The 26,447-nt window shown below is 69.6% G+C and carries 24 protein-coding genes and 1 pseudogene; 14 read left to right on the top strand and 11 right to left on the bottom strand.

Translation table 11 applies throughout. The features are described 5' to 3' along the window. Positions 1 to 48: 48 nt before the first annotated feature. Positions 49 to 1,632 (bottom strand): MFS transporter, encoded by a 1,584-nt coding sequence (locus tag LL239_RS15370; protein ID WP_228164324.1) that lies wholly within the window; start codon positions 1,630 to 1,632, stop codon positions 49 to 51. Positions 1,633 to 1,808: 176 nt separating this feature from the next. Between LL239_RS15370 and LL239_RS15365 the strand changes: the two genes are divergently transcribed. After that, positions 1,809 to 3,077: a PucR family transcriptional regulator gene (locus LL239_RS15365; RefSeq protein WP_228164323.1), complete on the top strand. Its 1,269-nt coding sequence runs from the start codon at positions 1,809 to 1,811 to the stop codon at positions 3,075 to 3,077. A gap of 2 nt (positions 3,078 to 3,079) precedes the next feature. Here LL239_RS15365 and LL239_RS15360 read toward each other — a convergent pair whose 3' ends face one another. Further along, positions 3,080 to 3,850: an IclR family transcriptional regulator gene (locus LL239_RS15360; RefSeq protein ID WP_228164322.1), complete on the bottom strand. Its 771-nt coding sequence runs from the start codon at positions 3,848 to 3,850 to the stop codon at positions 3,080 to 3,082. Positions 3,851 to 3,937: 87 nt separating this feature from the next. Between LL239_RS15360 and LL239_RS15355 the strand changes: the two are divergent. The 6 genes and pseudogenes from LL239_RS15355 to panB all read left to right on the top strand — a co-directional run. Further along, positions 3,938 to 5,545 (top strand): annotated as a pseudogene (locus LL239_RS15355) (FAD-dependent monooxygenase); the annotation flags it as partial. A gap of 13 nt (positions 5,546 to 5,558) precedes the next feature. Further along, the gene (locus tag LL239_RS15350; protein WP_228164320.1) at positions 5,559 to 6,482 is read left to right on the top strand and encodes a VOC family protein; all 924 of its coding nucleotides are present in this window, start codon (positions 5,559 to 5,561) and stop codon (positions 6,480 to 6,482) included. A gap of 3 nt (positions 6,483 to 6,485) precedes the next feature. Next, positions 6,486 to 7,319 (top strand): fumarylacetoacetate hydrolase family protein, encoded by an 834-nt coding sequence (locus LL239_RS15345; RefSeq protein ID WP_228164319.1) that lies wholly within the window; start codon positions 6,486 to 6,488, stop codon positions 7,317 to 7,319. A gap of 170 nt (positions 7,320 to 7,489) precedes the next feature. Then, the gene (locus LL239_RS15340; RefSeq protein WP_228164318.1) at positions 7,490 to 8,251 is read left to right on the top strand and encodes a DUF2520 domain-containing protein; all 762 of its coding nucleotides are present in this window, start codon (positions 7,490 to 7,492) and stop codon (positions 8,249 to 8,251) included. After that, complete coding sequence (gene panC / locus LL239_RS15335) at positions 8,248 to 9,144, top strand: pantoate--beta-alanine ligase (protein ID WP_228164317.1); 897 nt, start codon at positions 8,248 to 8,250, stop codon at positions 9,142 to 9,144. The genes LL239_RS15340 and panC overlap by 4 nt, the downstream gene beginning before the upstream one ends. After that, on the top strand, positions 9,141 to 10,007 hold the full coding sequence (gene panB / locus LL239_RS15330; RefSeq protein WP_228164316.1) for a 3-methyl-2-oxobutanoate hydroxymethyltransferase: 867 nt from the start codon (positions 9,141 to 9,143) through the stop codon (positions 10,005 to 10,007). The genes panC and panB overlap by 4 nt, the downstream gene beginning before the upstream one ends. 172 nt (positions 10,008 to 10,179) lie before the next feature. Here the strand turns inward: panB and LL239_RS15325 are convergent, their stop codons facing one another. Continuing rightward, positions 10,180 to 11,571, bottom strand: a complete 1,392-nt coding sequence (locus tag LL239_RS15325; protein ID WP_228164315.1) for a glycosyltransferase — start codon at positions 11,569 to 11,571, stop codon at positions 10,180 to 10,182. Between the two features lie 232 nt (positions 11,572 to 11,803). Continuing rightward, positions 11,804 to 12,370 (bottom strand): TetR/AcrR family transcriptional regulator, encoded by a 567-nt coding sequence (locus LL239_RS15320; protein ID WP_308218591.1) that lies wholly within the window; start codon positions 12,368 to 12,370, stop codon positions 11,804 to 11,806. Positions 12,371 to 12,521: 151 nt separating this feature from the next. On the opposite strand from LL239_RS15320, the gene LL239_RS15315 reads away from it, so the two are divergent. Both LL239_RS15315 and LL239_RS15310 read left to right on the top strand, forming a co-directional pair. Next, on the top strand, positions 12,522 to 13,844 hold the full coding sequence (locus tag LL239_RS15315; RefSeq protein ID WP_228164313.1) for a glycosyltransferase: 1,323 nt from the start codon (positions 12,522 to 12,524) through the stop codon (positions 13,842 to 13,844). Positions 13,845 to 13,878: 34 nt separating this feature from the next. Then, positions 13,879 to 14,793, top strand: coding sequence for an SDR family oxidoreductase (locus tag LL239_RS15310; protein WP_228164312.1), 915 nt, complete (start codon positions 13,879 to 13,881; stop codon positions 14,791 to 14,793). A gap of 51 nt (positions 14,794 to 14,844) precedes the next feature. Here LL239_RS15310 and LL239_RS15305 read toward each other — a convergent pair whose 3' ends face one another. After that, on the bottom strand, positions 14,845 to 16,365 hold the full coding sequence (locus LL239_RS15305; RefSeq protein ID WP_228164311.1) for a sensor histidine kinase: 1,521 nt from the start codon (positions 16,363 to 16,365) through the stop codon (positions 14,845 to 14,847). Beyond that, positions 16,362 to 17,090 carry a response regulator transcription factor gene (locus LL239_RS15300; protein WP_308218590.1) on the bottom strand — a complete coding sequence of 243 codons (729 nt, stop codon included), beginning with the start codon at positions 17,088 to 17,090 and terminating at the stop codon, positions 16,362 to 16,364. The genes LL239_RS15305 and LL239_RS15300 overlap by 4 nt, the downstream gene beginning before the upstream one ends. A 136-nt stretch (positions 17,091 to 17,226) precedes the next feature. Between LL239_RS15300 and LL239_RS15295 the strand changes: the two genes are divergently transcribed. After that, positions 17,227 to 18,696 (top strand): ABC transporter permease, encoded by a 1,470-nt coding sequence (locus LL239_RS15295; protein ID WP_228164310.1) that lies wholly within the window; start codon positions 17,227 to 17,229, stop codon positions 18,694 to 18,696. A 33-nt stretch (positions 18,697 to 18,729) separates the two neighbouring features. Continuing rightward, positions 18,730 to 19,455, top strand: a complete 726-nt coding sequence (locus LL239_RS15290; RefSeq protein WP_228164309.1) for an ABC transporter ATP-binding protein — start codon at positions 18,730 to 18,732, stop codon at positions 19,453 to 19,455. Positions 19,456 to 19,476: 21 nt separating this feature from the next. Here LL239_RS15290 and LL239_RS15285 read toward each other — a convergent pair whose 3' ends face one another. Continuing rightward, on the bottom strand, positions 19,477 to 20,175 hold the full coding sequence (locus tag LL239_RS15285) for a hypothetical protein (RefSeq protein ID WP_228164308.1): 699 nt from the start codon (positions 20,173 to 20,175) through the stop codon (positions 19,477 to 19,479). A gap of 99 nt (positions 20,176 to 20,274) precedes the next feature. Further along, positions 20,275 to 21,321 carry a sodium:calcium antiporter gene (locus LL239_RS15280; RefSeq protein ID WP_228164307.1) on the bottom strand — a complete coding sequence of 349 codons (1,047 nt, stop codon included), beginning with the start codon at positions 21,319 to 21,321 and terminating at the stop codon, positions 20,275 to 20,277. Between the two features lie 188 nt (positions 21,322 to 21,509). Between LL239_RS15280 and LL239_RS15275 the strand changes: the two genes are divergently transcribed. Both LL239_RS15275 and LL239_RS15270 read left to right on the top strand, forming a co-directional pair. Continuing rightward, a complete protein-coding gene (locus LL239_RS15275; RefSeq protein ID WP_228164306.1) occupies positions 21,510 to 23,096 on the top strand; it encodes a molybdopterin-dependent oxidoreductase in 1,587 nt (528 codons plus the stop codon). Positions 23,097 to 23,212: 116 nt separating this feature from the next. After that, positions 23,213 to 24,328, top strand: a complete 1,116-nt coding sequence (locus LL239_RS15270) for a sensor histidine kinase (RefSeq protein ID WP_228164305.1) — start codon at positions 23,213 to 23,215, stop codon at positions 24,326 to 24,328. On the opposite strand, the gene LL239_RS15265 is transcribed toward LL239_RS15270, so the two are convergent. The 3 genes from LL239_RS15265 to LL239_RS15255 form a co-directional block, all read right to left on the bottom strand. Continuing rightward, complete coding sequence (locus tag LL239_RS15265) at positions 24,312 to 24,887, bottom strand: isochorismatase family protein (RefSeq protein WP_228164304.1); 576 nt, start codon at positions 24,885 to 24,887, stop codon at positions 24,312 to 24,314. The genes LL239_RS15270 and LL239_RS15265 overlap by 17 nt on opposite strands. 38 nt (positions 24,888 to 24,925) lie before the next feature. Then, positions 24,926 to 25,321 carry a hypothetical protein gene (locus LL239_RS15260; RefSeq protein WP_228164303.1) on the bottom strand — a complete coding sequence of 132 codons (396 nt, stop codon included), beginning with the start codon at positions 25,319 to 25,321 and terminating at the stop codon, positions 24,926 to 24,928. Between the two features lie 533 nt (positions 25,322 to 25,854). Further along, positions 25,855 to 26,061 (bottom strand): DUF3263 domain-containing protein, encoded by a 207-nt coding sequence (locus tag LL239_RS15255; protein WP_228164302.1) that lies wholly within the window; start codon positions 26,059 to 26,061, stop codon positions 25,855 to 25,857. A 91-nt stretch (positions 26,062 to 26,152) separates the two neighbouring features. Here LL239_RS15255 and LL239_RS15250 point away from each other — a divergent pair, with 91 nt between their 5' ends. Then, positions 26,153 to 26,347, top strand: a complete 195-nt coding sequence (locus tag LL239_RS15250) for a hypothetical protein (RefSeq protein ID WP_228164301.1) — start codon at positions 26,153 to 26,155, stop codon at positions 26,345 to 26,347. The last annotated feature ends 100 nt before the right edge of the window (positions 26,348 to 26,447 follow it).

The following is a 26,447-nucleotide window of genomic DNA, read 5'->3' as shown; positions in this document are numbered from 1 at the left end:
GAGGGAAGCAGGCATCCGTGGTCTCGTCGTCTTCCCGCAAGGCACGTCTCAGCCCACCAATCCGACATCGGCACCGGGCGTGGGGACGGGGCCGGAGTCGCGCTTCGTCGGACGCATCACGACGAGGACGATGAGGGCGGAGAGGACCGAGAGTCCGGCCATCGTGAGCAGACCGACATCGAAGCCGCGCTCCAGGGCGGCTGTGGCGATCGGCGCGACGAGCTCACGGATGGGGTCCGGCAGCGGGGCGTTGGCGAGCGCCAGCGGACCACCCTGGGCCAGCACCTCGTTCGCCACCTGGGTCACCTCGGGCGGGAGTTCGCCCGAGCCGAGCTGAGCGCTCGTGGCGGCGGAGGCCGAGCCGATCGCCACGGCCGCGACGACGGCCGACCCGAGCGTCTGCCCCGTCTCCCGGACGAGACTGGTCGCCCCGGCCGCCATCCCGATGTGCTCGTGGGCGACGGAGTTCACCGCAGCCGCCGTCAGCGACGTGAACATCACGATGAAGCCGATACCCAGCAGAAGGATCGGCAGAGCGAGGGGCAGGAGATCGACCGTGCCGTCCGCGAGCATGGCGAGCCAGACCTGTCCGATCGCGAGGATGATCAACCCCACGACGAGCAGGACGCGCGACGACACTCGATGGACCAGCGCGGGCAGCCAGCGCGCCAGGACCAGCGGCACGAGCTGGATCAGCACGAAGGGGAGCGCGACCATGAGTGGCGACGCGTGCGCGATCGGTCCGAGCTTGATGGCCATCGCGTACGCCGTCCCCAAGAAGCTGAGCATGCCGAGCAACCCGACGGCCGCCGACGCGGCGAAAGCGGGGATCTTCAGCAGGCGCACCTGGAACATGGGGTTCGCGCTGCGGAGCTCGACGACCACGAAGAAGGCCAGCGCCACGGCGGCAACGGCGAAGGCCAGCAGGACCAGCGCGTTGCCGAAGCCCGCTTCGGACCCGTGGATGATCGCGAAGATCACCCCGAGGAGCCCCACGATGACGAGCGTCTGCCCCGGCCAGTCCAGCTCTCGCTTGTGCTCCGACTTGCTCTCGCGAGCCACGAAGGACACGAGGAACAACGCGGCGATCGCGACGACCAGGACCGGCAGGAACGCCGATCCCAGACCGAATTGCTGGACCATCAGCCCCGAGAGGAGCGGCGAGAGGGCGGCGCCGACGGAGATGGCGACGGCCCACCGCGACAGCGCATGCGCCCGTGTGCGTGCGTCCGGCGAGTATTCGGCGGCCGAGGCGAGGGTGGCGGGAAGAAGCATCGCCGCTCCGAGACCGAGCACGACGAGTGCGATCGCGAGGACCACCAGACTCGCCGCGAAGCAGCCGACCGCGGCGCCCAGGACCACCATCAGCAAGCCGATCTGCATCATTTTCTTGCGGCCGAAGATGTCGCCGATGACGCCGAAGTTCAACTCGAGCAGGGCCGTCGGGGCGAAGACGGCGGCGGTCAGCCAGGTGAGTTGGGTCGCACTGGCTCCGTAGGTCGCCTGGATCGTGTCGTTGAGGGGAGCGAGAACGGTCAGACACATCTGCGCCGGGAGCACGGCCGCCGCCGACGCCCAGATGGTCGGGTGGTGGACGAGGTGCGGTGTGGATGCGGTCTCACGGGATGACATGGCGAAGCTACCTCCTTGTAGCAGTCGGTATCCGGGGGCCGGGGTGCCCCCGACATCCGAACCGGGTGTTCACGCCAGTCTCATCAGCCCAGCCCGCAGGATTCTGCGCGCGGCACGAGGAAGAGATCTATCGTGTTTGTTGTCCGACGACAGTGAGGTGCGGGATGCGACAGTGGATGACGGCCCTCCGGGCCTCACGCAAGGTGGCTCCTGCCTCGTCCCCCGCTCTCCGTGCCTGGGCCGCGGAGCGCGTCGGTCAGGACGCGGTGGAGTGGGCCGCCGAAGTGACCGTGGCCGTGCTGGAGGCCCTGGTCGTGCGGCGTTCTTCCCAGTCCGGGCCGACGGAGGTGGCCGGCGCGCGGGGCTGTGAGGAGTGCACGCTGGTGGCCCTGGTCGGCCTCGCCGACGAGGGGCTGACGATCGTCACGCCCGAGGCCGCGCTGGATGACGCCCGCGTCGCGGCTCGCGCCGACATCGCCCTGGAGCGGCTCCTCCGCGTCGCCTGGGGATGTCACGCGGAGGTCCAGGAGCGGTTGCCCACGCTGGTCCAGTCATCCGTGCCACCGGCCGTCATGATGAGGGAGGTGCGGTACCTGGTGTCCCGGCTCACGGCGTGCATCGATCAGTACATCAGCGATATCAGCAACGCCTACGCGGAAGAGCAGCGAGAGACGGAAGGTCGCCTTCTCGCCGGGCGCCGCCGCGTGGTGGACGCCGTCCTCAACGGCGCTCCCGCGCCCGAGGGATCCGAACGGGTGCTGGGGCTGAGATGGACCGATCACCACGTCGCCGCCGTGGGGTGGTCGTCCGCGGGGAATCGCGCCCTGCACACCGAGGACAACGCGCAGCGTTTCGCTCGGCAGGTGGCGCGAGCGTTCGGCGGGTCCTCCCTCATCGTGGAGCGCGGAGACCACGTCGAGTTCCATTGGTCTCTCCCCCGCCCGGAGAGCTTCGACCCCGGGGTGGTCCGTCGCGAACGCCCCGGCGGGATGAGACTCGCCGTCGGTTTCGTCGCCCCGGGGATGCGGGGGTTCGTCGCCAGCACCCGCGCGGCGCGCAGCGCCCGCTCGATCGGCCTGCGCATGGGGCATCCCCCGGACGTCGTGGAGTACGACGAGGTGAGCGTTCTCGCTCTGGCATCCAGCGACTGGGGTCAGGCCGGCGAGTTCGTGCGCCGGGAGATCGGAGGCCTGATCGGGGATGATCCCGGATCGGCGTCCATCCGCGACACGCTGTGCCAGTTCCTCATCAGCGGGAGGAGCCGGCAGGTGGCTGCAGCCGCGACACATGTGGCACCGACCACCGTCGCCTACCGTGTCCGGCGCGCAGAGGAGATGCTGGGCCGCTCCAGCACGACGAGGGTGCAGGAGACGATCTTGGCCCTCCAGCTCGCTCACGCGTTTCCGGAGCTCCTTGAAGAGAGGTCATCGCCGCTCCCCGCCTGAGCTCACTGTGCGATGGCCAGACGCCGGGCGATCCGTGACGCGGCCGCGCGAAGCGCGCTCGCCGCGCGCTCGCGCTCCGCGGCGGGAAAGCGGGAACCCACCGCGACGATGCTGAGGCCGGCGACGACGTCGTCCTGGGGGCCGTGGATCGGCGCCGCGATGCCGACGGTGTCCGCGTCGACGTGTGCCTCGGTGATGACGTAGCCGGCTCGTCTGATCTCGCGAAGCCGCCGGATGATCGCCTCCGGATCGACGAGCGTGTGCGTCGTGAACCGGCGCAGGGGGCGCTGCAGGAGCGCTCGAGCGGATTCCTCCGGCAGCCAGGCGAGATTGACCAGCGCAGAGGCGCCCGCGTTGATCGGGAGTTCCACACCCGGGTCGTAGGACAGGCGCAGGAACTGTCCGTGCCACTCCTCGCGTTCGACGCAATGGATCGAGTGCCCGCCCAACCGGGTCAAGAGGACGGTCTGCTGGAAGTCATCCGCCAGGCGACGCATCTCCGGCAGCGCCAGCCGAGAGACTCCGAACCCTTCCCGGGCGACGCGTGCCAGTTCGAGCACCCGTACACCGAGTCGGAAGGTCCCCTCTCCGGTGTCCTCCAAGAACTGGTGCGCCACGAGCGACTGCAGATACCGGTATGCCGTCGCGCGGCTGAGGTGAAGAAGACGACCGATGTCGGCCGCGCTGTGCAGGGGCGAATCGGCGGTGAAGAGTCCGAGGATCTCCAGCGCCCGATCAGCGGTCGAGTTGCGCGTTCCCGTCTGTGGGGACATACGAACCACAATCTCATATATCGAGACAGAGCGTCTTGATTAACGAGACACGGCGCTCGTAGGTTTCGTCAGAGCCACAGGCGAAAGGCGGATGACGTGAGACAAGGGACGCAGCAGGCGGAAGTGCTCGTGGTGGGCGCGGGTCCTGTCGGACTGACTGCCGCTGCCCTTCTGTCTTCGCGAGGGCATGAGGTCGTCGTCCTGGAGCGGAACTCGAGCACGAGCGACGAACCCAAGGCCATCTCGATCGACGACGAGGCGCTGCGCACGTTCGCGCAGGCGGGCCTGGACGGGCCCCTTCTCCCCCTGATCCTGCCGGGCTCCGGAACGCGGTATTACGGAGCGGATGGCGCCGCCCTGTTCCACGCGGGGACGGACCACCCGTTCCGGTTGGGATTCCCCTTCAAGAACCCCTTCGCGCAACCCGACCTGGAGCGAGAGCTCCTCCGGCACCTTCGTGCACGTCCGAACGTCCGGTTCCACTTCGACACGGTGGTCCAGTCCGCGGATCAGAGCCCCGACGGGGTCTCCGTCGACGCCGTCTCGGCGGGGGTCGCACGGTCGTACGCCGCTGAGTACCTCATCGGCGCCGACGGCGGACGCTCCGTCGTGCGCTCCGCCATGGACGTGCGGCTCCAGGGACGCTCCCATCCGGACCTCTGGCTGGTCGTCGACACGCGGAACGACGCCCACGTCGAGCGGTACGGGATGCACCACGGCGATCCCCGGCGCCCGCACGTGATCGTGCCCGGGCGCGAAGGCCGATGCCGCTACGAGTTCCGCCTCTTCGACGGCGAGGCGACCGCCGGCGAGGAGCCGTCGTTCGAGCTCCTGCGCGACGTGCTCTCTCCCCACCGCGCACTCGAGCCCGAAGACGTCGAGCGCGCCGTGGTCTACCGCTTCCACGGCCTCGTCGCCGACCGGTGGCGGAAAGGGCGCATGTTCGTGATGGGCGACGCGGCGCACATGATGCCTCCCTTCGCGGGCCAAGGGCTCAACTCCGGCATCCGGGATGCGGCGAACCTGTGTTGGAAGCTTTCCTCCGTGCTGCACGGCACGGCGCCGGAGACCATCCTCGACAGTTACGAGGCGGAGCGGCTGCCGCACGCGCTCCAGTCGGTTCGACTGTCCGAGAAGCTCGGCCGGGTCGTGATGACGGTGTCCGAACGACTGGCGACGTTCCGCGACGATGCCGTGCGACGGGCGCTGGACACCACCGGAGGTCGCGAGTTTCTCGAGAACATGCGATTCCGCCCGCCGGCACGCTTCACGTCCGGGCTCGTCACGGGTGACGGAGAAGGAATCGGATGCCAGGTGGGTCAGCCGCGGGTCTTCGCGACCCCGGGCGGGCGGATCAGCATGTTGGACGACGTGGTCGGCGATGGGTGGGCTCTCTTCGACGTCGAGGTCAGCACACCGCTGTCGGCGACGCTGCCCTCGTCCGTCGCACGTTTCGATGTCGCGCTCAGCGAGGAACGACGGATAGACCCCGGGGCGCGCACGCTGCTGGACGTCGACGGCTCCCTGCTGCGCGAGTTCACCCCGTGGCGCGGCCGCCGCGTCCTCGTGCGTCCCGATCACGTTGTGGCCGCCGCGTGGGAACCCGTTGACGACGCCACCGTCGTCACCGAAATCACGACCTGGTTCGTCGGTGAACCGGTCCTCGCCGGCGGAGTGTCCGCCGAGCACGAATGAGAAAGGCAGACAGATGACCAGACCGCAGCGTGTGCTGTTGAAGGAGAAGAGTCCGGCCGGTGTCCTCCGGCGGACAGCCGTCTCGCACATCGGCTTCCGCGTTCCCGACCTACAGGTCACGACCCGGTTCTATGGGCGCGTGCTGGGGATGCACGTGCACGACATCACCGACGAGCGCGTACGGCTGGGGTGGGGTGCGGGGCACCACGTCCTGGAGCTGCGCGAAGGAGAGAAGGGCCTTCACCACTATGGCTTCGAGGTGCGCGATGACGGCGGACTCGACGGCATCCGGGAACGGCTGAACGACGCGGGCATTCCGTTCGAGCCGCTCTCGGCCGACTACGTCGATCACGCGGTCGGAGACGCGGACGGAATCGTCGTCACCGATCCCGACGGGACCGCCGTTCACTTCCACACCACGGTCGCCCGTCCGGGTGAGAACGCCGCGGACCCCGGGCGCCGGCCGATCAAATTCCAGCACACCACCCTGGGGACGGCGGATGTCCAACCCGTCGTCGACTTCTTCACCACGATCGGATTCCGCGTGTCGGACCAGCTCGCCGACGGACGATTCTGCTGGCTGCGCAGCGACCGGGATCACCACACTCTCGCCGTGGTGAACGTGGGGATCGGCGGTGACCTCGACCACTACTCGTACGACCTCGCCGAGTGGGAGGACTTCAAGTCGTGGTGCGACCGGTTGACCGAGTTGGACGTCCCGGTCGCGTGGGGACCGGGGCGCCACGGACCGGGGAACAACCTGTTCGTGTTCTTCGACGACCCCGCAGGCACCCACATCGAGCTCTCCGCGGAGATGGAGAAGTTCTACGACGACCGCGTCGAGTACACGCCTCGACGGTGGACGCCCACGCCGGGTTCCGTGAACCTGTGGGGCGGCCAGCTGCCGGTGTGGCGCAAGACCAGCGAAGGGAACTGACGGATGCCGTACATCAGCTATCTGTTCGAGGGCGCCGCCCACGTGGGCGAGGTGGTCGGCGACGGCGTCGTCCCCCTCGACGGGCTGAGCGAGATCGGTCGTGACACCGCCGGCGACACCCTGGCATCCGCGCCGCGCGACACCCGTCGGACCGTCCCGCTGAACGAGGTCGACCTGCTCCCCGTCGTCCCCCACGCGGGGAAGGTGTTCTGTGTCGGCTTGAACTACCTGTCCCATGTCGATGAGACGAAGCGGGATCTCCCGGACTACCCCGTCCTCTTCCCGAAGTTCGGGTCGAGCTTCATCGCGGCGGGGACGCCGATCCCCCTCCCGCCGGAGTCCGGTCAAGTGGACTACGAGGCGGAGCTCGCGGTCGTGATCGGCACGTCCGGACGTCGGATCGCGGAGGCGGATGCTCTGGCGCACGTCATGGGGTACACCATCGCCAACGACGTCACGATGCGCGACTTCCAGTACAAGACGCACCAATGGTTGCCGGGCAAGGCGTGGGACGTGTCCACGCCGCTCGGCCCCGCTCTGTTCCTCCCGCATGAGGTCGACCTCGAGGGGGCGCGCATATCGCTCACCCTGAACGGCGAACGGCTCCAGGACTCGGACCTGTCCCGCTTGATCTTCAGCGTCCCCTTCCTGATCTCGACGATCTCCACGTTCACCACGTTGGAACCGGGGGACGTGATCCTCACCGGAACCCCTGGCGGGGTGGGGTACCGACGCGAGCCGCAGGTCTTCCTCAGGCCCGGGGACCGCGTCGAGGTGAGCATCGCGGGGTTGGGAACGCTCGCCAACCCCGTGGAGGAAGAACGGACTCTCCCCTGAGCCTCGCGGCGACCGAGTGCACGATCTCGCTTCGACAACGCCGATCACGGCCCTCGGCGACCGCCTCCTCACGAGGGACGATCGAGGGGGCGCACCGTCCCGCCGCCTCCCGGCGCCCCGCCGGGATACGCTGGTGTGCGGCGCCCGCCCGTGCGGGCGCGCTGCACACTATGAAGACCTCTTCCCTCGCCACCCTCCGGCTCGATGCACCGGTGCTCATCGTCGGCGACGGCCGGATGGGCCGGGCGCTCGCTGCCGCGCTCACCGCTGCCGCCGTGCCGCTGATCGGTCCCGCCCCCCGGGGCGAGAACGGTGCCGACGCCGGCATCGTACTGTTGGCGGTGCCGGATGCCGCGATCGCCGCGGCGGCGCGCGCCCTCGCTCCCGGTCGCCTCGTCGGACACCTCTCGGGCGCGCTGGACCTTTCGGTCCTTGCGCCGCACGAGGCGTTCGGCATCCACCCCCTCATGACGGTCACCGGGGCCGGCGCATCGTTCTCAGGTGTGACGGCCGCCCTGGCGGGCACGACTCCGCGTGCTCATGCGGTCGCTGAGGCGCTCGCCGATGTGCTGGGAGTGACCGGTGTCATCGTGCACGATGACGACCGTGCGGCCTACCACGCCGCCGCCTCGATCGCCGCGAACTTCCTCGTCACGCTCGAGGGGATGGCCGAGGACCTCGCCGCCACCGCCGGCGTCGATCGAGAGGCGCTGGTCCCGCTCGTGCGCGCCGCCGTCGACAACTGGGCGGAACGCGGGGCGGCGTCCGCTCTCACCGGACCGGTCTCGCGTGGCGACAGCGCCACCGTCGACCGCCAGCGCCGGGCGATCGCCGAGCGGCTCCCCGACCGCTTGGCCCTTTTCGACGCGCTCGTCGACGCGACCCGGGACCTCGCGGCGGCGCAGCGCGCCGGAACGGCGGCGGCCCCGTGAGCCCGCGCATCGTCCGCACGGTCAGCGAACTACGAACCGTCCTCGCCCCGAGCCGTGCCGACGGCGTCGGTTTCGTGCCGACCATGGGGGCGCTCCACGAAGGGCACCTCTCGCTGCTGCGCGCTGCGCGGTCCGAGAACGGCACCGTCGTGCTGTCGATCTTCGTGAACCCGACGCAGTTCGGCGAGGCAGCCGATCTCGATGCGTACCCGCGCACCGAGGCGGCCGACGTCGCCCTCGCCGCCGAAGCGGGCGTCGACCTCGTCTTCGCCCCTTCCGTCGACGAGATGTACCCGACAGGGTTCGCCACGACCGTGTCGGTGGGCGGTCCCCTCAGCGAGACCCTGGAGGGAGCCGTCCGGGGACGGTCCCATTTCGATGGTGTCGCCACGGTCGTCGCGAAGCTTCTCCTCGCCGTCCAGCCCGATCGCGCGTACTTCGGAGCGAAGGATGCGCAGCAGGTCGTCGTGGTCCGCCGCATGGTGGCCGATCTCGGCATCCCGGTGGACATCGTCACGCGCCCGACCTCTCGCGAGGCAGACGGTCTGGCACGCTCGAGTCGCAACACGCGCCTCTCCCCCGACCAACGCGAGATCGCGGCCGCGGTCCCCCGGTCGCTCCGGGCTGCGCAGGATGCCTTCGCCCTCGGCGTCCGTGACTCTCACCGACTCGCGGCCGCTGTATGCGCCGAACTCCATGCCGCGGGGCTGGACCCCGAATACGTGGAGACGGTGGACGCCGAGAGCCTGGAGCCGATGAGCGAGGTCGCGCATCCCGCCCTGCTCGCACTCGCGGTACGCGTGGGGCCGGTGCGACTCATCGACAACGTCGTGCTGGTTCCCGGTGCCGACGACCGCATCCCCCTGATCTCTCCTGAGAGGACCCGGCCGTGACGCCTTCGAAGGTCACGTTGCGTCGCCTCCGCGAGCTCGCGGCGGAAGGGACGCCGATCGTCATGGTCACGGCGTACGACTTCGCGTCGGGCCGGGTGGCCGAGCGCGCCGGAGTCGACATCGTGCTCGTCGGAGACTCGGGCGCACAGGTGGTCCTGGGCCACCCCGACACCACCTCGGTGACGCTCGACGAGATGCTCATGCTCGCCAAGGCCGTCCGCCGAGCGGTGCGGACGCCGTTGCTGGTGTGCGACCTGCCGTTCGGGTCGACCGAGGTCAGCGACGAGCAGGCCGTCACCACCTCGGTCCGATTCGTGCACGAAGCCGGCGCCGAGGCCGTCAAGATCGAGGGGGCGAGTCCCGCGCGCCTCTCGCGGCTGCGGGCGATCGTCGACGCCGGCATCCCGGTCGTGGGCCATGTCGGCCTCACCCCGCAGACGGCGACCGCGCTCGGCGGCCTTCGCGCGCAGGGCCGCACCCCCGACGACGCCATCCGCGTGGCCGGCGACGCGCTCGCCGTGCAGGATGCCGGCGCGTTCGCCCTGGTGATCGAAGCCGTTCCCTCCGATGTGGTGTCCGAGATCCGACGGGCCCTGCGTATCCCCGTCATCGGTATCGGTGCCGGCACGGCGGACGGACAAGTGCTCGTGCAGCACGACCTCCTCGGGATCACCGAGGGCCGCGCCCCGGTCTTCGTCAAGCGGTATGCCACGATCGGCGATGCGATGGTCGAGGGCGTGGAGACCTACGCGCGCGAGGTACGCGAGGGCGCGTTCCCGGCGCCGGAGAACGAGTACCCGACCTCGGCCGAGGTGGCCGCCGCCGTGCGAGAGTTCCTCGGGACGCAGAGCAGACGAAAATGAGCGACGAGGGAACCGTTCGCCGGGACCGCGAGCAGCGATGACGTCGCGACGCTCGGCGCTGTCGTCTGCGGGCAAACAGCGGGGATGACGCGCCGAGGCGGAGTCGTGAGGAGACCTCCGCTCTTCCGCTTCTTCGGCTCCCCGCCCCCGCACCTGCCGCTCGGTTCGCTGATCACGCTTCGGCGAGCGCGCAGAGCCGGCTCGCGGGCACCGCGAGGACCGCATCGAGCTCGCTGAGAAGATGGCGACCCACCACCTCTGGCGCGAACCGGGCGGCGGCACGGCGGGCGTGCGCAGAGGCGTGCTCCCAGCGATCGTCGTCCTCGAGCAGCGCCACGATCGCTCTTGCGATGCCCGACACGTCATCGGGAGCGACCAGGATGCCACCATCACCGATGATCTCGGCCGGCCCGTACCGCACGTCGAAGGAGACGACCGGCAGTCCTGCCGACATGGCCTCGATGATCGCCAGCCCCTGCCCCTCGAACGCGCTGGTCGAAAGGAAGGCGCGCGCCTGCTCCATGGCGGTGCGTACGTCATCGCTGTGTCCGCGGAGACGAACCGCGCGCTCCAAGCCCCGCTCACGGATCAGGGCGGCCAGGCGATCACGCAGAGGTCCGTTTCCGTAGACGTCGAGGCGCGCACGGGGCCGCAGCCGGACGACTTCCTCCCAGGCCCGCACCGCGAGATCGACGCGCTTCTGATCGACCAGGCGGCACGCCATGATCACCACATCGGCGCTTCTGCGTGGCGCGGCCCGCCGGGACGGTCTCGGCAGGATGGCAGACGGCACCGATGCGAACGGCACCCGGTGCGGGAAGCGCTGGTCGACCTCGCTCCGCTGCGCGTGGGTGGGCCAGACGACGAGATCGAAGTTGTCCATCCCCTCCAACCAGCGCCGCCACCCGTCGTCCCGCAGGGGCGCCGACCTGTCGAACGGGGAGGCGAGGTGGGAGTTGTGCACCGTGTGGACGATGCGAACTCGCGGATCGCGCCACCGGTGCAACACCTCCCCCACCTGACGCGACTCGCAGATCACGACCAGCTGACGCTCGTCGTCGCCCGCGGCCGCACGGAGACCTTCTGCGACGTGCGAAAGCCACGCGACGTACAGCTCCCCGAATCCGGAGAGGACGAGGTCGCGGTCGCCGTCATGGATCACGACGTTCGCTTCGGACAGATACCACCCCGACGGATCGTTGATGACCGGCAACGACAGCACGGGCGTCCCCTGATCGTCGCGAAGCTGACGATATGCCAGACCCGGAGTAGGTTCGCCCGGCCGGGCCGAGGCGCTCAACCAGCGCGGATCCCGCAACGCCTCGTCGAAGAGATTGCGCATCGTGAAGGACTCTGAGGGCATGCCGCTCTCGATCGCGAAGGCAGCGGCGTGCTCGCGATCGTGCGGCGGACCGGCATCCAGGGTCAGAAGAAGCGGCGGCGACGCGCCGGCCCGCTGAACGGCGAGGAGGCGGGACATGACGGCGACGGCATAACCACCGTCCTTCTCCGGAGCGAATCGGCTGGTCAGGACGACCACATCGGCATCGAACGATCCTGTCATCACGGTCTCCTGAGGTCGGGGGGAAGAGGATGGGGATTTTGACAGTAGGGACCTAGTACCGTACGCCGACTCAGCGTTTCTATGAATGGGCTGGGCAAATGAGCCGGATCGTGCGTGTCCGCCGCACGACGAAGAATTCGGCTCCCCCCCGACGTGCGCTCACCGAATTCGACGGGAAGATGCCGGACGCCTGCCAACGCCTGAGGCTCGGACGGCGCCGGGCGTCGGGCGATCAGGAGCTCAAGACGTTGCGCCTGAAGACCTCGACGAACCAGTCCGTGAGCTGTTGCTCGGACCATCCGAAGTCGCGTACATACAGCTGGTACGGGTCGAAGCTGCTGATCAGTGCGAGCGTTCCAGCTGTGATCTCCTCCGGTTGATCACGCCGGACGATCCCGCGATCCGCCAGCAGACGGACGATGGTCCGGTTGTCGCGGAGTCGACGCTCCATCAGGGATCGGTAGAGCTCGGCCACGCTCTCGTCTTGAGCTGCCCCGTCTTGAACGGCACGCCACATGTCGATGCCCTTCCCGTGCACCGAGACGGAGAAGTCGGCGTATGCGCGCGCCATCTCGTTCGTGTCCTCGATCGCGAAGATGCGCTCGATGTCTTCGCGGGCGGCGACGGGATCGGCTCCTTCCTGCCCCGTGAAGGCGTACTCGAACGCGGCGATCAGCAGCGCGGCCTTGGGCCCATGCGCAGCCACCGACTCGGCTGAAACCTCCGCCTCGCGGCCGATGAGGGCGAGCGTGGAACGGGAGTACCCGTACTGCGAGAAGCACGCGACAGCCGCTTGCACGATCTTCCGCCGCGTCTCCTTCGCTTGCGCCTCTCTGAGGGGCGATCGATAGACGCGTCGCTCAGGGCTTCTCGACGTGGTGTTTGACTTTGTCGCCATATTCACTACAGTACCACTAATTCAATACTTGCCACTTAGCGAAAGTCCTGTGATGAAGCTTCTCCTGTGTTCCAGTCCGATCTTCGGCCACGTCAGCCCCCTGATCACCGTCGCCGCCAGTCTCACCGAGGCAGGCCACGACGTGATCTTCCTGACGGGTCGCAAGTACCAGGCGCGCGTCGAAGACGCCGGTGCCACCTTCGTCGCGCTTCCCGCCGAAGCCGACTACGACGACGCCGACCTCGAGGCGTGGCTGCCGGACCGCTCCTCGCGCAAGGGACTGGATGCGGTGGTGTACGACATCACCGGCATGTTCCTGCGTCCCCTGGCCGCCCAGCACCGGGCCGTTCACTCCCTACGCCAGGCTCATTCGTTCGACGCCATCGTCGGGGAGAGCGCCTTCCTGGGGCTCCTCCCGACTCTGTTGAAAGAGAAGCCTGGACAGCGCGAACCCATCGTCGGCATCTCCGCTCTGCCGGTGACGCAGAGCAGCGTGGACGCGGCGCCCTTCGGCCCGGCTCTGGCCCCCGGCAAGGGGCCCGTCTCGCGCCTTCGCAACAGGGCACTGAACACGATGCTGGCGAAGGGACCGTTCCGCCCCCTGTACGCGGCCTTCGGGGACGCGCTCGCCGAATGCGGTGCGCCCGGGGAGCCGCGCGTCTTCTTCGATGCGCCGACCACCTACGACCTCTTGCTGCAGCTCAGTGCGCCGGAGCTGGAGTATCCCCGTCGGGAGCTCGGCGAGAACGTACGGTTCCTCGGACCGCTTCGCCCGGCGGCGGCGAAGGCGGACGTCGCCCTGCCTGACTGGTGGGCGGACCTCGACGGCAAGACGGTGGTCCACGTCACGCAGGGCACCATCGACAATGCGGACATGACGCGCCTGATCGCGCCGACCATCCTCGGGCTCGCCACCGAGGACGTCATCGTGGTCGCCACGACCGGGGGAACACCCGTAGACGCAGTACATCGGGCGTGCGGAGGAACGATTCCGGGCAACGCTCGCGTGGCCGAGTTCATCCCCTACTCGGCGTTGCTGCCCCGCACCGACGTCGTCGTCACCAACGGCGGGTTCGGCGGTGTGCAGCTCAGCATCGCCGCGGGCGTTCCTCTCGTCCTCGCGGGGGCCACCGAGGACAAGCCGGAGGTGGCTGCCCGAGTCGCGTGGGCCGGCGCGGGCGTCAATCTCAAAACGGGAACCCCCACGCCCGGGGCCGTCACTCGGGGCGTCCGTGCGGTCCTGAAGGGTCATTACCGGTCGCGTGCAGAGGAGATCGCCGCGGCGATGGCGAAAGTGGGCGACCCGCTGCTCGAAATCGAACGCGTGCTGAAGGACGCCGTTTCGACCACACGCCCTCCGACCCCCTGCTGGTAACGCCTCCTCCCTTCCCCACATCAGAAAGAAGCTCATGAACACCGAACCTCGCATCCTCGTCGTTGGGGCCACCGGCTCTCTCGGCGGCGCCGTCACGACAGCACTCCTTGGACGAGGCATCCCCCTGGCCGCCTTGGTGCGACGCCATCGCCCGAGCCTGACCCACCCGCTCGTTCACCAGGAGATCGCGGACCTCGGCGACCGGCGGGCCGTGCGCCATGCCCTGCAGGGAAGGACGCATGCGTTCTACGTCTCTCCACACGAGCCTTCCGAGATCGACTACGCCCGCACGTTCGTCGATGAGGCAGAGAGAGCGGGCGTACGGATCGTGTTCGCCGGCGTGCACTCGAGCCGACGGACCCTGTCCGGACGGCTGCAGGCGACCCTTCTCCGCCGGCTCATGCCCGCCTACCGTGACAAGCTGGCCCTCGCCGCGGACATCGAGAAGCGCGCGACGGACGCCGTCCTCCTCGCCCCGACCGCCTTCTTCCAGAACGACGAGCTGTTCTTGGAGGAGATCTCGGACGGCAAGTATCCCGTGCCCCTCCGCGGCTTCAACATGATCAGCACGACCGATGTCGGTGAGATCGCGGCGAATGCACTCACGCAGGCGGACTTCCCGGCCGGCAGCTACACGCTCATGGGGCCGCGCACCGTCACCGGACAGCTCGCTGCTGCAGTGTGGGCGGACGCCCTCGGCCGTCCCGTCACCTATACGGGCGACGACAGCAGCGCTTGGGAGCGAATCGTGGCCGACCGGTTCCCGCCCGGTCGGAAGGGCACCGACTTCCGCGCGGCGTTCGGCTCGCTCGCGAAGAATCGCCTCGCAACGAATGCTCGCCACCTCGCCACGACGACGGCTCTCCTCGGGCGCGCCCCACAGGACTACAGCGATTGGGCTCGAGAGGTCGCTCTCGCTCGCGGCGTCGCGACCAATCCGGCGGGCTGACCTCCCTCGTCGCGCCTTCGCGCCGCCCGCGCGCCCCGGTCGAGAGCGAGGTCAGGAACGACGGTCTGCCTCCTCGCCCGTCCCCCGAGCGGGGGCCACCCTCTGCGCAGGCAGGCGCACCTCGAAGATCGTCCTTCCCGGACGAGAGAGGGCCGTGATGGTCCCGCCATGGGCGGCGACGATGGCCTGCGCGATCGAGAGTCCGAGCCCGGTGCTGCCGGCGTCGCGGTTACGCGACTCATCCCCGCGGGCGAAACGCTGGAACAGGCGATCGGCCACGGCAGGATCGATCCCCGGACCGGTGTCGGACACGCGCAGAACGGCGTGTTCGCCGTCGTGCAACACCGCGGTCGTCACGACGGTGCCCGGCGGAGTGTGGGTGTGCGCGTTGCGCAGCAGGTTCGCGACCACCTGCCGCAGACGATCCTCGTCGCCCGGGATCGTGAGGGGGGCATCGGTCGCGATCTCCACGCGCCACTCACGCTCGGGATCGACGGTCTGCGCGTCGCTGACGGCATCCACGGCGAGCAGGGGCAGTTCCACATCGTCGCCGCGCAGGCGCTGTCCCGCATCCAGCCGGGCGAGCAGAAGCAGATCCTCGACCAGGGCCCCCATGCGTCGAGCCTCGGACTCGATGCGTTGCAGCGAGCGTCTCTGGGCAGCGCTCATCGGCTCGACGTCGGCGAGCGAGAGCTGCGCATACCCGCGAACGCTCGCCAGCGGTGTGCGCAGCTCGTGGCTGGCATCCGCGATGAACCGACGCAGCTCGCTCTCGCTGTGCTCGCGCGCGGCGAGCGCCGCCTGAACGTGACCCAGGAGTTCGTTCAACGAGGCGCCGACGCGACCCACCTCCGTGCGCGGATCGGTGTCGGCGGCGTCCACTCGATCGGGGATGTCCACGTCCCCGCGTCCGAGGGTTCGGCCCGACACCCGCTGGGCGACGGCGGCGACTCGTTCGAGGGGACGCAGACTTCGGCGCACGAGCAGCGAGGAGCCCGCGACCGCAGCGAGGAGGGTGACGGCACCGACGCCGACGAAGATCGCCGTGAGCGCGCGCGTCGTCGCCTCGGCGTCGCCCACCGACAGACCGGCCACCACGGTGTCGCTTCCGACCGTGCGAGCCGCGACCCGGAACGCGCCGAGGTCGCCGTCGAGGTCGACCGTCACGGGGCCGTTTCCGGAACGCAGGGCGGCGGCGAGCGTGGCCACCTGCTCGTCGGACAGGGAGACCTCGGTGCCGTCGCCGCGCGCGTATCCGGACGTCAGGGCCTTCCCGTCGCTGCCGATCACCGCTTGGAGCGACCCGACACGTGGGGAGGGTCGCGCCGTCTCCGACGCGTCGGACCGCGGAGTCTCCGATTTCTCGGGCGCCGCGCTCATGCCCCCCGGGATGGCCGCGGCACGAACGCCAGCGAACTGAAGCGCTGCGGAGACCTGCTCGTCCAGCCGGTCGTACACGAACGCCCGCAGCGCGGTGATCGTCGCCAGACTCATCACGACGATGGCGACGGCGACCAGGCTGCTCGCCCCGACGACGAGGACGCGCTGCAGAGTCTGTGGTCGGCGGGTCATGAGGCCTTGATCGTGTACCCCACACCGCGGACGGTGTGGATGAGCGGGTCACGGCCCGCGTCGATCTTTCGCCGCAGGTACGAGATGTAGATCTCCACGACACCGCTGTCGCCCCCGAAGTCGTATCCCCACACGGCGTCGAGGATCTGCGCCTTGCTCACGACCCGGCGCGCGTTCTGCATCAGGTAGCGCAACAGCTCGAACTCTTTCGCGGTGAGCTTGATCGGGATGCCACCCCTCTTCACCTCGTACGCCTCCTCGTCGAGCGCGAGATCGCCGACACGCAGAAGCGTGTCCGCCGCCGCAGCGGCCGCGACATGGCGCCGTGCCATTCCGCGCAGGCGCAGGATGACCTCTTCGAGGTTGAACGGCTTGGTCACGTAGTCGTCGCCGCCTGCGGCAATCCCGGCGATCCGATCCTCGACGGCATCCTTGGCGGTCAAGAAGAGCACCGGCAGGTCATTGCCCGCCGCCCGGATGCGAGTCAACAACTCGACGCCGTCCAGGCCGGGCATCATCACGTCGAGGACCAGGAGGTCCGGATCGAAGCCACGCATCAGCTCCAGCGCCTCGCGACCGTTCGTGGCGGCGCGGGCGTCCCACCCCTCGTTGCTCATAGCCATGCGCAGCAGCTCACCGAGGTTGACCTCGTCGTCGACGACGAGGGCACGCACGGGCGAGCCGTCGGGACGGGTCAGCGGCAGTCGAGGCGCAGGCATGTGCATCAGCATGCCGTGTACGCGGCCGCGGGGCACGCCCTCGCACGGCCGCATATGCGGTTCATAGGAACGATGAGGCAACGGTGAGGCCCGCGTTCCTACCTTCGGGTCGACGGCCGCACCCCGCGCCGGAAGGAGAAGCATGTACTGGACGTACCTGAGGCGCGAACTCTCGGGCCGCACGAAACAGACCGTGATCGTCGCCGTCGGACTCGCCGTCGCGATCGCGCTCGTCATCGTCGTCAACGCCCTCTCTGCGGGCGTGCGCGACGCCCAGTCCCAGGCGCTGTCGTCGGTGTACGGCGTGGGCACCGACCTGACCGTGACCGGGGCTCAGACGCAGCCCGCCGAGGGCGGCGGAGGTCCCCGCTTCGACTTCGGCGCCGAAGATGGATCGACCGAAGACGGCACGACGTCGCTCAGCCAGTCGCGTCTGATGACCGACTTCCTGCGCGAGACGCTCGACGCCTCCACCGTGACCACCGTCGCCGATCTCGACGGAGTCGCCGCCGCCACGGGGGCGCTCTCGCTGACGAACACCACCTTCTCCGGGGAGATCCCCGACCGCAGCGCGATGTCCGGATCGGACGGCACGCAGGACGGAGGCATGGGAGGTCCGCCCGCGGGCGGACCGAACGGCGACGGCGGCAGCGCCTTCGGCATCGAGTCGTTCAGCGTGCTCGGCGTGGACCCCGCCGCGACCGTGGGACCCCTGTCGTCCATCACCGTCTCCGACGGACGCGCACTCACCGCGTCGGACGCGGGGACCGACGTCGCCGTGATCGATGCGACCTACGCCACTGCCAACGATCTCACCGTCGGCGGCACGATCGACGTGGGGGGCACCGCCCTGCAGATCGTCGGCATCGTGGCATCCGCGTCGGCCGAAGCCGACACCGCCGCGAACGTGTACCTTCCCCTCGACGTCGCGCAGGAGCTCGCGGGCGTCGGCGACGTGGTCTCGACCGTCTATGTGCAGGCGACATCGGCGGATGCCATCGACGCCGTGCAGAGTGAGGTGTCGGCCGCGCTGCCCGATGCGACGGTGAGCACGCAGTCCGAGCTCGCCTCCACCGTGTCCGGGTCGCTGTCCAGCGCGTCGTCGCTCATCACGAACCTCGGCACGTGGCTCTCGATCGTCGTGCTCGCCGTGGCCGTGGCCCTCGCGGTGCTGTTCACCCTCTCGGGTGTCGCCCGGCGTACGCGGGAATTCGGCACCCTCAAGGCCATCGGGTGGTCCAACGGCCGGGTCGTGCGTCAGGTCGCCGGAGAGTCGCTCGTGCAGGGACTCATCGGAGGCGCCGCAGGTCTCGTGCTCGGGCTCGGCGGCATCCTGCTGGTGAACCTCATCTCCCCGACGATCTCGGTGACGTCCTCGTCGACCGACGCCACCGGTGCGGGCGGGCAAGGGGGCCCCGGGATGGGCGGCCCCGGCGGCTTCGGACAGGCCGCGCAGCAGGCCACGGACATCGTCCTCAACGCTCCCGTGACACCCACCGTCGTGGTCGCGGCGGTCGGGATCGCCGTGCTCGGCGGAGTCCTCGCGGGTGCCTTCGGCGGGTGGCGCGCCGCTCGCCTCAGCCCGGCGGCCGCCCTCCGCGCCGTCGCCTGACCGGCTTCCGTTCTCATCCTCGAAGGAGACATCATGACCATGACAGCCACGTCCTCCACCGCCGACCCGGCGGCGAACGCCACGGCGTACCGTCTCGACGGCGTCACCCGCACGTATCGTCAGCGGGAGCGCTCGGTGACGGCGCTCGCGGGTATCGATCTCGAGATCGCCGCCGGGGACTTCGTCACGATCCAGGGGCCGACCGGCGGCGGCAAATCGACGCTGCTGCAGATGCTCGGTGCGCTGGACCGTCCGACCTCGGGCAGCGTCCGCCTCGGCGACCTCGATCTCGCCCGCGCGTCGAACGGTGAACTCGGTCGCGTCCGCGCCGCGGAGATCGGTTTCGTGTTCCAGGGGTTCAACCTCATCCCCACGCTCACCGCCGCCGAGAACGTCCAGATGGGGCTCGAGCCGCTCCGGCTCGACCGGGACGAGCGCCATCGTCGGGTCACCGAGGCGCTCGACCGCGTCGGCCTCGCCGACCGTCACGATCACCGGCCGGGAGAACTCTCCGGCGGCCAGCAGCAGCGTGTCGCCATCGCCCGCGCGGTGGCCAAGCAACCGAAGGTTCTTCTGGCCGACGAGCCGACGGGCAACCTCGACGAGCACATGCGCGACGAGATCCTCGACGTGCTCGACGCCCTCAACGGCGAGGGGCTCACACTCGTCGTCGTCACCCACGACTCGGCCGTCGCCCGCCGCGCACGGCGGCGGCTGCGCCTGGCGAAGGGGGCGATCAGCGACATCACGCGCGCGTGAGACCCGCTGCTGCCGGCGACGTCACCGCGCCGGCAGCAGCGCGAGCACGAAGCAGCCGACGGCGGCCCCGGCGAGGACACCCGTGTAGAGCCAGCGGTGATCCGTGCGGGCCAGCCGTGCGTAGATGCCGTTCACCCTGGCCGCCGCCGAGGGGAAGAAGGACCAGACGCCGGCCAGCCCGGCGAACGGTGCGGCGAGCGCGACGAGGAACACCACGAACGCCGCGATCCGCAGGAGGGGGTCTGCCGTCACCCCCTCGGTCACACGACCGGTCATGTACATGATGGGCAGCGTCGTGAAGCCGATGACCGAGCAGCCGAGACCGAGCGCGACATAGCTCCAGGTGCGAGTCCGGGGAGCGATGGTGGCGACCCGGGGCGGGCGCTTCGGCTCACGGAGCTTCCACCCGCCCACCCCGACGGCGCCCACCAGGAAGAGCGCACCGGCGAGGGCGTCCACCCGCGCATCTCGCACGGCATCGGTCGCGCGCGTCTCGGCCGCGGTCACCAACGCGGTCGGGTCGAAGGTCTGCAGCAGGAAGTACAGCACGGTCGCTCCCACGGCGAGACCGACGATCATCCCCCCGATCCTCGGGGCGACCCGGGTGTTCTGGGCCAGCACGTTCGTCGTGGCCGCGTACAGCGCCGGGTTGAGGCCCAGGCTGAGCCCGAGGCCGACGAGGGTGGACAGCGCCGCGACCCAGCGAGCGACGTCGGACACGGCGGGCTCCTCTCCCGCGAACGGGCGGATGCCGCCGAGCGGATGCCTCACAGCGTAGCCGCGGCGGCGAGCCGGGCATCGAGCCGCCACGACGGGGCATCAAGCGGATATGGCGAACAGCCCGCCGATGCCCAGCGCATAGAGCGTGAGCACCACGAACGAGTCCACGCCCATGCCGATGATGCGCCGCTGCGGGCGGAAGATGAGACCCACGACGTAGACGAGGGTCAGCAGCGCCGCCAGCGCCGTCAGGTAGACATCGGCCGCGTTCGCGCGAGGCAGCACCGCGGACCCCGAGATCACGGTCGCCAGCAGGAACAGCACCGGCAGAAACGCATTCCCGCCGAAGATGTCGCTGATCGCGAGGTTGTCGTCTCCCTGGCGGACCGCTTGCAGGCCCGTCGAGATCTCGGGGAGCGAGGTCGCCAGCGCCAGCACCGTCGCACCGAACAGCACGCCCGAGAGGCCGATCTGCGAGGAGGCCGCATCACCCGCGCGCTCCAGCACGACACCGGCGACGAGGGTGGCCAGGGCGGAGAAGGCGAACACGATCGCCGCCTTCCTCGTGCTCATCTTCGTCTCGCCGCCGCTCTTCGTCGATTTCGGGGTCGCATCGGGGGCGCGGCCGTCCTCGTGCCACGGAAGGTGCGATCCGGCACGCTGGACGAGGACCAGCCCGACGATCCACAGGGCGGCGATCAGGACGACGTCGGGCGTGAGGCGCAGCAGCTCCAGCCCGTCGGGCAGCTGGCTCCCGGCGATGACGACGGCGAGGACGGCGACCACCACAAGGCCCTCGAGAACGAGTGCCAGGGATGCCGCGCGATACGTCAGGGGCTTCATCCCCCGGCCGCGCGTACCGAACGCGTCCAGGATGACGAGCACGACCGTCTGCAGCGCGATACCGCCGAGGATGTTGCCGACCGCGACGTCGAGATTGCCCGACATCGCCGCCGAGACGGTGATGGCGATCTCCGGAAGGTTCGTGGCCACGGCCAGCACGATCAGACCTCCGAGCGCGCTGCCCACGTGCAGGCGCGCGTCGAGCACATCGGTCGCCTTGGACAACTGGATACCCGCGGCCCACACCACACCAGCGGCGACGACGAAGATCACGACGAGCAGAGCGAAAGGCAGCGAGTCCACGGGGCCATTAGACAGCCGCCGACGGGTCGCGTCCGTCCCGCTTGCGGAGCGGACGGCGGACACCTACAGCGCTGACGCGAGCCGAACCGGCCAGGAAGAGGCACCGAACGACATCCGCTCCCCCTCCCGCTCCGAATAATCGGAAGACGGCCGTGCTTCGTGCGCCGTCGACGAGGAAGAGGGATGCCATGACGACCGACACCGCGGCCCGCGCCGACGACGCCCCGACCGCCCGGCGCCCGCGCGCGTGGTTCTGGGCCTCGTTGGCCGGATTGGTCTCCGCCGCCGCGCTGCTCGCCGTCGCCGAGCTGTTCGCCGTCCTCGTCGCGCGATCGGCCAGCCCGGTGCTCGCGGTCGGGTCGTTCATCGTCGACGTCGTCCCGCGACCGCTGAAGGAGTTCGCGATCACCGTCTTCGGCGAAGCCGACAAGATCGCGCTGCTGGTCGGCGTCGGTCTCGGGGCCGCGGTCGCCGCCGCCGTCGCCGGCGCGCTGCAGTACCGCCTCCGCCCGGTCGGGGCGATCCTCCTCGGGGCGGGCGGCGCGCTCGCGACCGCCGCGATCATCACGCGCGCGGGAGCCGGCGCTCTTGCCTGGCTGCCTCCCGTGCTCGGCACCGTGACGGGCGTCGCGCTGCTGGTGTTCCTCGTGCGGCGTCTGCGCCGCTGGGTCTCCGCCGCTGCCGGCGACGACGCGACCCAGGCCGGTGTCAACCGGCGTGGCTTCTTCCTCCTGTCCGGCATCGCCGCGGCCACGGCCGTCGTCGTGGGCGTCGGTGCGCGTGTCGTCAACGCCGCGACAGCGTCCGTCGCTGCCGCCCGCGACGCCCTGCGTCTGCCCTCCGCGCGGAGCACCGTGACCGTGCCCGAGGGCGCGTCGCTCGATGTGTCCGGACTGTCGCCGATCATCACGCCGAACGCGGACTTCTACCGTGTCGACACCGCCCTGACCGTGCCGAACGTCGATCCGTCCACGTGGCGTTTGCGCATCGAGGGCATGGTCGACCAGCCGATCGAGCTGAGCTTCGAGGACCTCGTCGGCATGGGTCTCGACGAATACGGCGTCACGCTGACGTGCGTGTCCAACGAGGTGGGTGGCGGACTCGTCGGCAATGCCATCTGGACCGGGGTGCCCATCCGCGACATCCTGCGCATGGCGGGTCCCCAGGCCGACGCCGACATGGTGCTCTCCGAGAGCGTCGACGGGTACACGGCATCCACTCCCCTGTCCTCGCTCACCGACGACGGTCTGGATGCCATCTTCGCGGTGGCCATGAACGGCGAACCGCTGCCCTTCGAGCACGGGTTCCCCGTGCGGATGGTCGTCCCCGGTCTGTACGGCTACGTCTCGGCGACGAAGTGGGTCACAAAGCTCACCGTCACGCGGTTCGACCGGGACGAGGCGTACTGGACTCCGCGCGGGTACTCGGCCGAAGCGCCGATCAAGATGTCGTCACGGGTGGACACCCCGAAGATCGGCAGCCCGGTGTCGGCGGGGAAGGTGCCGATCGCGGGAATGGCCTGGGCGCAGCCGATCGGCGTGCAGGCGGTGGAGGTGAGCATCGACGACGGCGACTGGCAGCAGGCGACACTCTCGACACCCATCAACGACCAGTCGTGGGTGCAGTGGGTGCTGGAGTGGGACGCGCAGCCCGGCTCGCACTACATCACGGTGCGCGCGGTCGACAAGCAGGGGAACGTGCAGATCCAGGAACCGGCGGCGATCGCCCCGAACGGGTCGAGCGGCTGGCAGCGCACCCTTGTCACCGTCAGCTGAGGTTTCGGTCGACGACCAACGAAGGGCCGATGTCAAGCGCTGTTCCCGCCCCTCGGCGGCGGGCATGATCGGCTCATGCCTTCAGCAAGCATCCCGTCGCCCATCGGCCCGATCGCATGAGCGTCCACGAGGACGAGATCTCTTCTGCACCTCTCACGCTGCCCCTTCCCGAGAAGGGGCGACCGATCGCTAGCCTCCGCCGCGACCTGCCGTCGGATTGGGACGGACAGGTCGACCAGTTCGCCATCGTCAAGCTCGACGGCGGCGGTGTGGTGAGCGGCTGGAACCTCGGTGCCGAACTCATCAAGGGCTACGCGGAGCACGAGATCGTCGGCGAGCACTTCTCGCGGTTCTATCGCGAGGAGGACCGGCGGCGCGGCCTGCCGAACAGACTGCTCGCCGCCGCACAGCACGACGGTCATGTCGAGGACACGGGCTGGCGCGTCCGCAAGGACGGCGGCGAGTTCTGGGCGCGCGTGACCATCTCGGCGATCCGCGGCGAGTACGGACAGGTGCTCGGATTCGTCAAGATCGTGCGTGACCTGACCGCTGAGAAGCAGGCAGCCGATGAGCAGGCCGCACTGCAGCGCACTTTCGCCCACGATCTGCTCTCGCCCGTCACGGCGCTCCGCGGCTACCTGGATCTGGTCGCCGAAGAGCTCCCGGCCGACCACCGCCTCATCACGCTGGCCCGCGAGGCGAGCGATCATCTCGTCGGGATGGCCCAGGCGCTCATGTCCGGCGCGATCGCGCGTCCCGAGCGCGGACGTCGCCGCGCGACGATGGATTCCGTGGCGCGCGGAGCCGTCGCGCTCGTGCTCCCCGGCCAGGCGCCGGATCGGGTCGCCTTCGGCAGGATGGATGCCGTTCCGGTCGTCTGTGACGTCCTCGGCCTCCGGCGCGCGGTGGCGAACGTGCTCGAGAACGCGGCGAAGTACTCCGACGACGTCATCCACGTGCAGGTCTACGAGACCGACGAGGGCGCGACCGTAGCGGTGCGCGATGGGGGACGTGGCATCCATCCCGATGACCTGCGGGCGGTGCTGAACGAGGGCGAGCGCGGGCGGTTGGCGGACGCGCGTGACGGCGGCAGCGGCATCGGACTGGCCAGCGTCCGACAGATCGCTCAGGAGCACGGCGGCAGGGTGCGGATCTCGAGCGAGCTCGATGTCGGCACGACCGTGACCCTGACCATCCCCCGTGCCGACGACGAGGTCACGCCGATCGGATGAGGCGTGCTCCCGCCGACTCGACCTCGGTGAGTGCCGCGGCACTCGAATCGGGGTGCACACCCGCGACGAGGTCGGTGAGCACGCGCACGGTGCGGCCGGCCGCGAGGGCGTCGAGCGCGGACGCGCGCACGCAGTAATCGGTGGCGATGCCGACGATGTCGATGTCTCGGATGCCGTGGTCCTCGAGGAGCCGGTCGGCCGTGAGACCGTCGTCGGTCACCCCCTCGAAGAGCGAGTACGCCGGCCTGCCCTGACCCTTCTTGAGGTGGTGGGTGACGCGGCGCGTGTCGAACACCTCGTCGTAGTCGGCGCCGTAGGTGCCACCGACGCAGTGCACGGGCCAGGTGTCGACGAAGTCGGGCTGGGACGAGAAGTGTCCGCCGTTGTCGTCGTCGCCGTTGTGCCAGTCGCGCGACGCGACGACGATGGCGTAGTCGTCGGCGTGGGCGTCGAGGTAGCGCGAGATGCGCGCGGCGACCTCGTCGCCTCCCACCACCCCGAGAGCTCCGCGCTCGGTGAAGTCGTTCTGGACGTCGACGATGAACAGTGCCCGGCTCATGCTCCGAGCCTACGCGCGACCGCCCACACCGGGCCCTGTCATCCCCGCGTGAACAGCAGGATGATCGAGACGAGGAACGCCACGGCGCCCAGGCCGAGGACGCCGGTGGCCAGCAGCGCGACGAAGCGGACGAGCGGGGAGAACGACGTCAACCGCATGCGGTGCCGCGATCCGCGCCGGGCGAAGATGTCGGCCATGTCGGCGCGACCGATACGCGCGTCGTCGTGGGGCGACAGGGGCGCCTCGTTGACTCCCCCGTTCTCGTCGAACCAGCGCACCACCCGGTGACCGTCGACGTCTTCGACGACGGCTCGCACGGGCAGCCACGTGCCGTCGGCGACGTAGAGGATGAGCGCGGCGACGGCCAGCAGGACGCCTGCGCCGAGGCCGACCCACGTGAACAGCTCGATGACGACATCGACGACGTTCGACACGGGGGCTCCTGCGGGCGGGGCGACGATCTCCGCGCCGAGGCGCGACGGGTGGGCCTCCAGCCTATCGGGCGGAACGCTCTCGGCCGGGCACCCGGGGGGTACCCCGGGAACACGAAAGGCCCGGAGTAACCCGGGCCTTTCGTCGTGTGGAGCCGCCTAAGGGAATCGAACCCTTGAGCGCGCCGCACTACCGGGGGCGTTCCGCACAAGCACGGTTGACAGGGAGCACGCTCGGACGTCTCTGAACACATCTGCATGCATGTGCTTGTGGGCAAATTGTGGGCACGCTGTCGTGCTCACACTCGCTCGAATATGACCACCCCCGCACGGTTGCGCGTGTACCCATAGGCGCGCTAGTGTTCCCATATGAGCACAAGCACCATCAGGCCGGTGGCGGTGAGTATGGCCCTCAGAAGAGGATGAGGGGACAACGGAGTCCCCGCCAACGGCAAAGAAGGTCCAGGATCACCCCGAACGACTACCTCGCCCTGCGTGAGAAGAGAAGCCCCCGACTCGCCGAGCGGGGGCTTTCTTCATGCCGCGGTGCGGCGTCTCGAGCGGAGCCGTCCGCAGAGGAGTGGGTCGAGTCGCACGCCTTCGGGTGACGTGGCCGCGTGCAGGAGGAGCTGGTAGTAGCGTGCGGGTTTCACGCCGAGCTCGTCGAGGATCAACACTTCCTTGCGGCCGGTGTGCCGCGGGTGTTCGTTCTCGAACGCGAACAGCTCGGCGACGGTGGGCATGAGACCAGTGTGGACTGGGGTTCCGACATCGGCCCGTGTAAGTGTGGCTCGTGAGTGCGGGGGTCGCGAGGGCAGGCGGTAGCGTGTCGGCATGTCGAGGTGGGCGATCGTGAGTCTGTCAGTCGGGATCCTGTTCGGCGGGCTCGCGGTCATCGCAGCCCTGGCCGGGATCGTGTTCCTGTTCTTCGCACCCGGCGTCGGGGTCGGGCTCCTCGTCGCGGCCGCGGTGCTCGGGCTGCTGTCGATGTCGTCGATGCGGTCGTACCGCGAGCTCGGCGGGAAGTGACCCAGCGGACGCTGCCGCCCGGGAACGACGAAACACCCCCGATGCCCGCCCCCACCCCCACAACAGGGGAAGGGAACAAGCATCGGGGGTGAACGAAAAG

Origin of the sequence: Microbacterium testaceum, from assembly GCF_020781835.1 — a bacterium.
GTDB lineage: Bacteria > Actinomycetota > Actinomycetes > Actinomycetales > Microbacteriaceae > Microbacterium > Microbacterium testaceum_H.
Note: the sequence above shows the minus strand (reverse complement) of the source record. Positions and strands in the feature narration are given on the sequence as shown.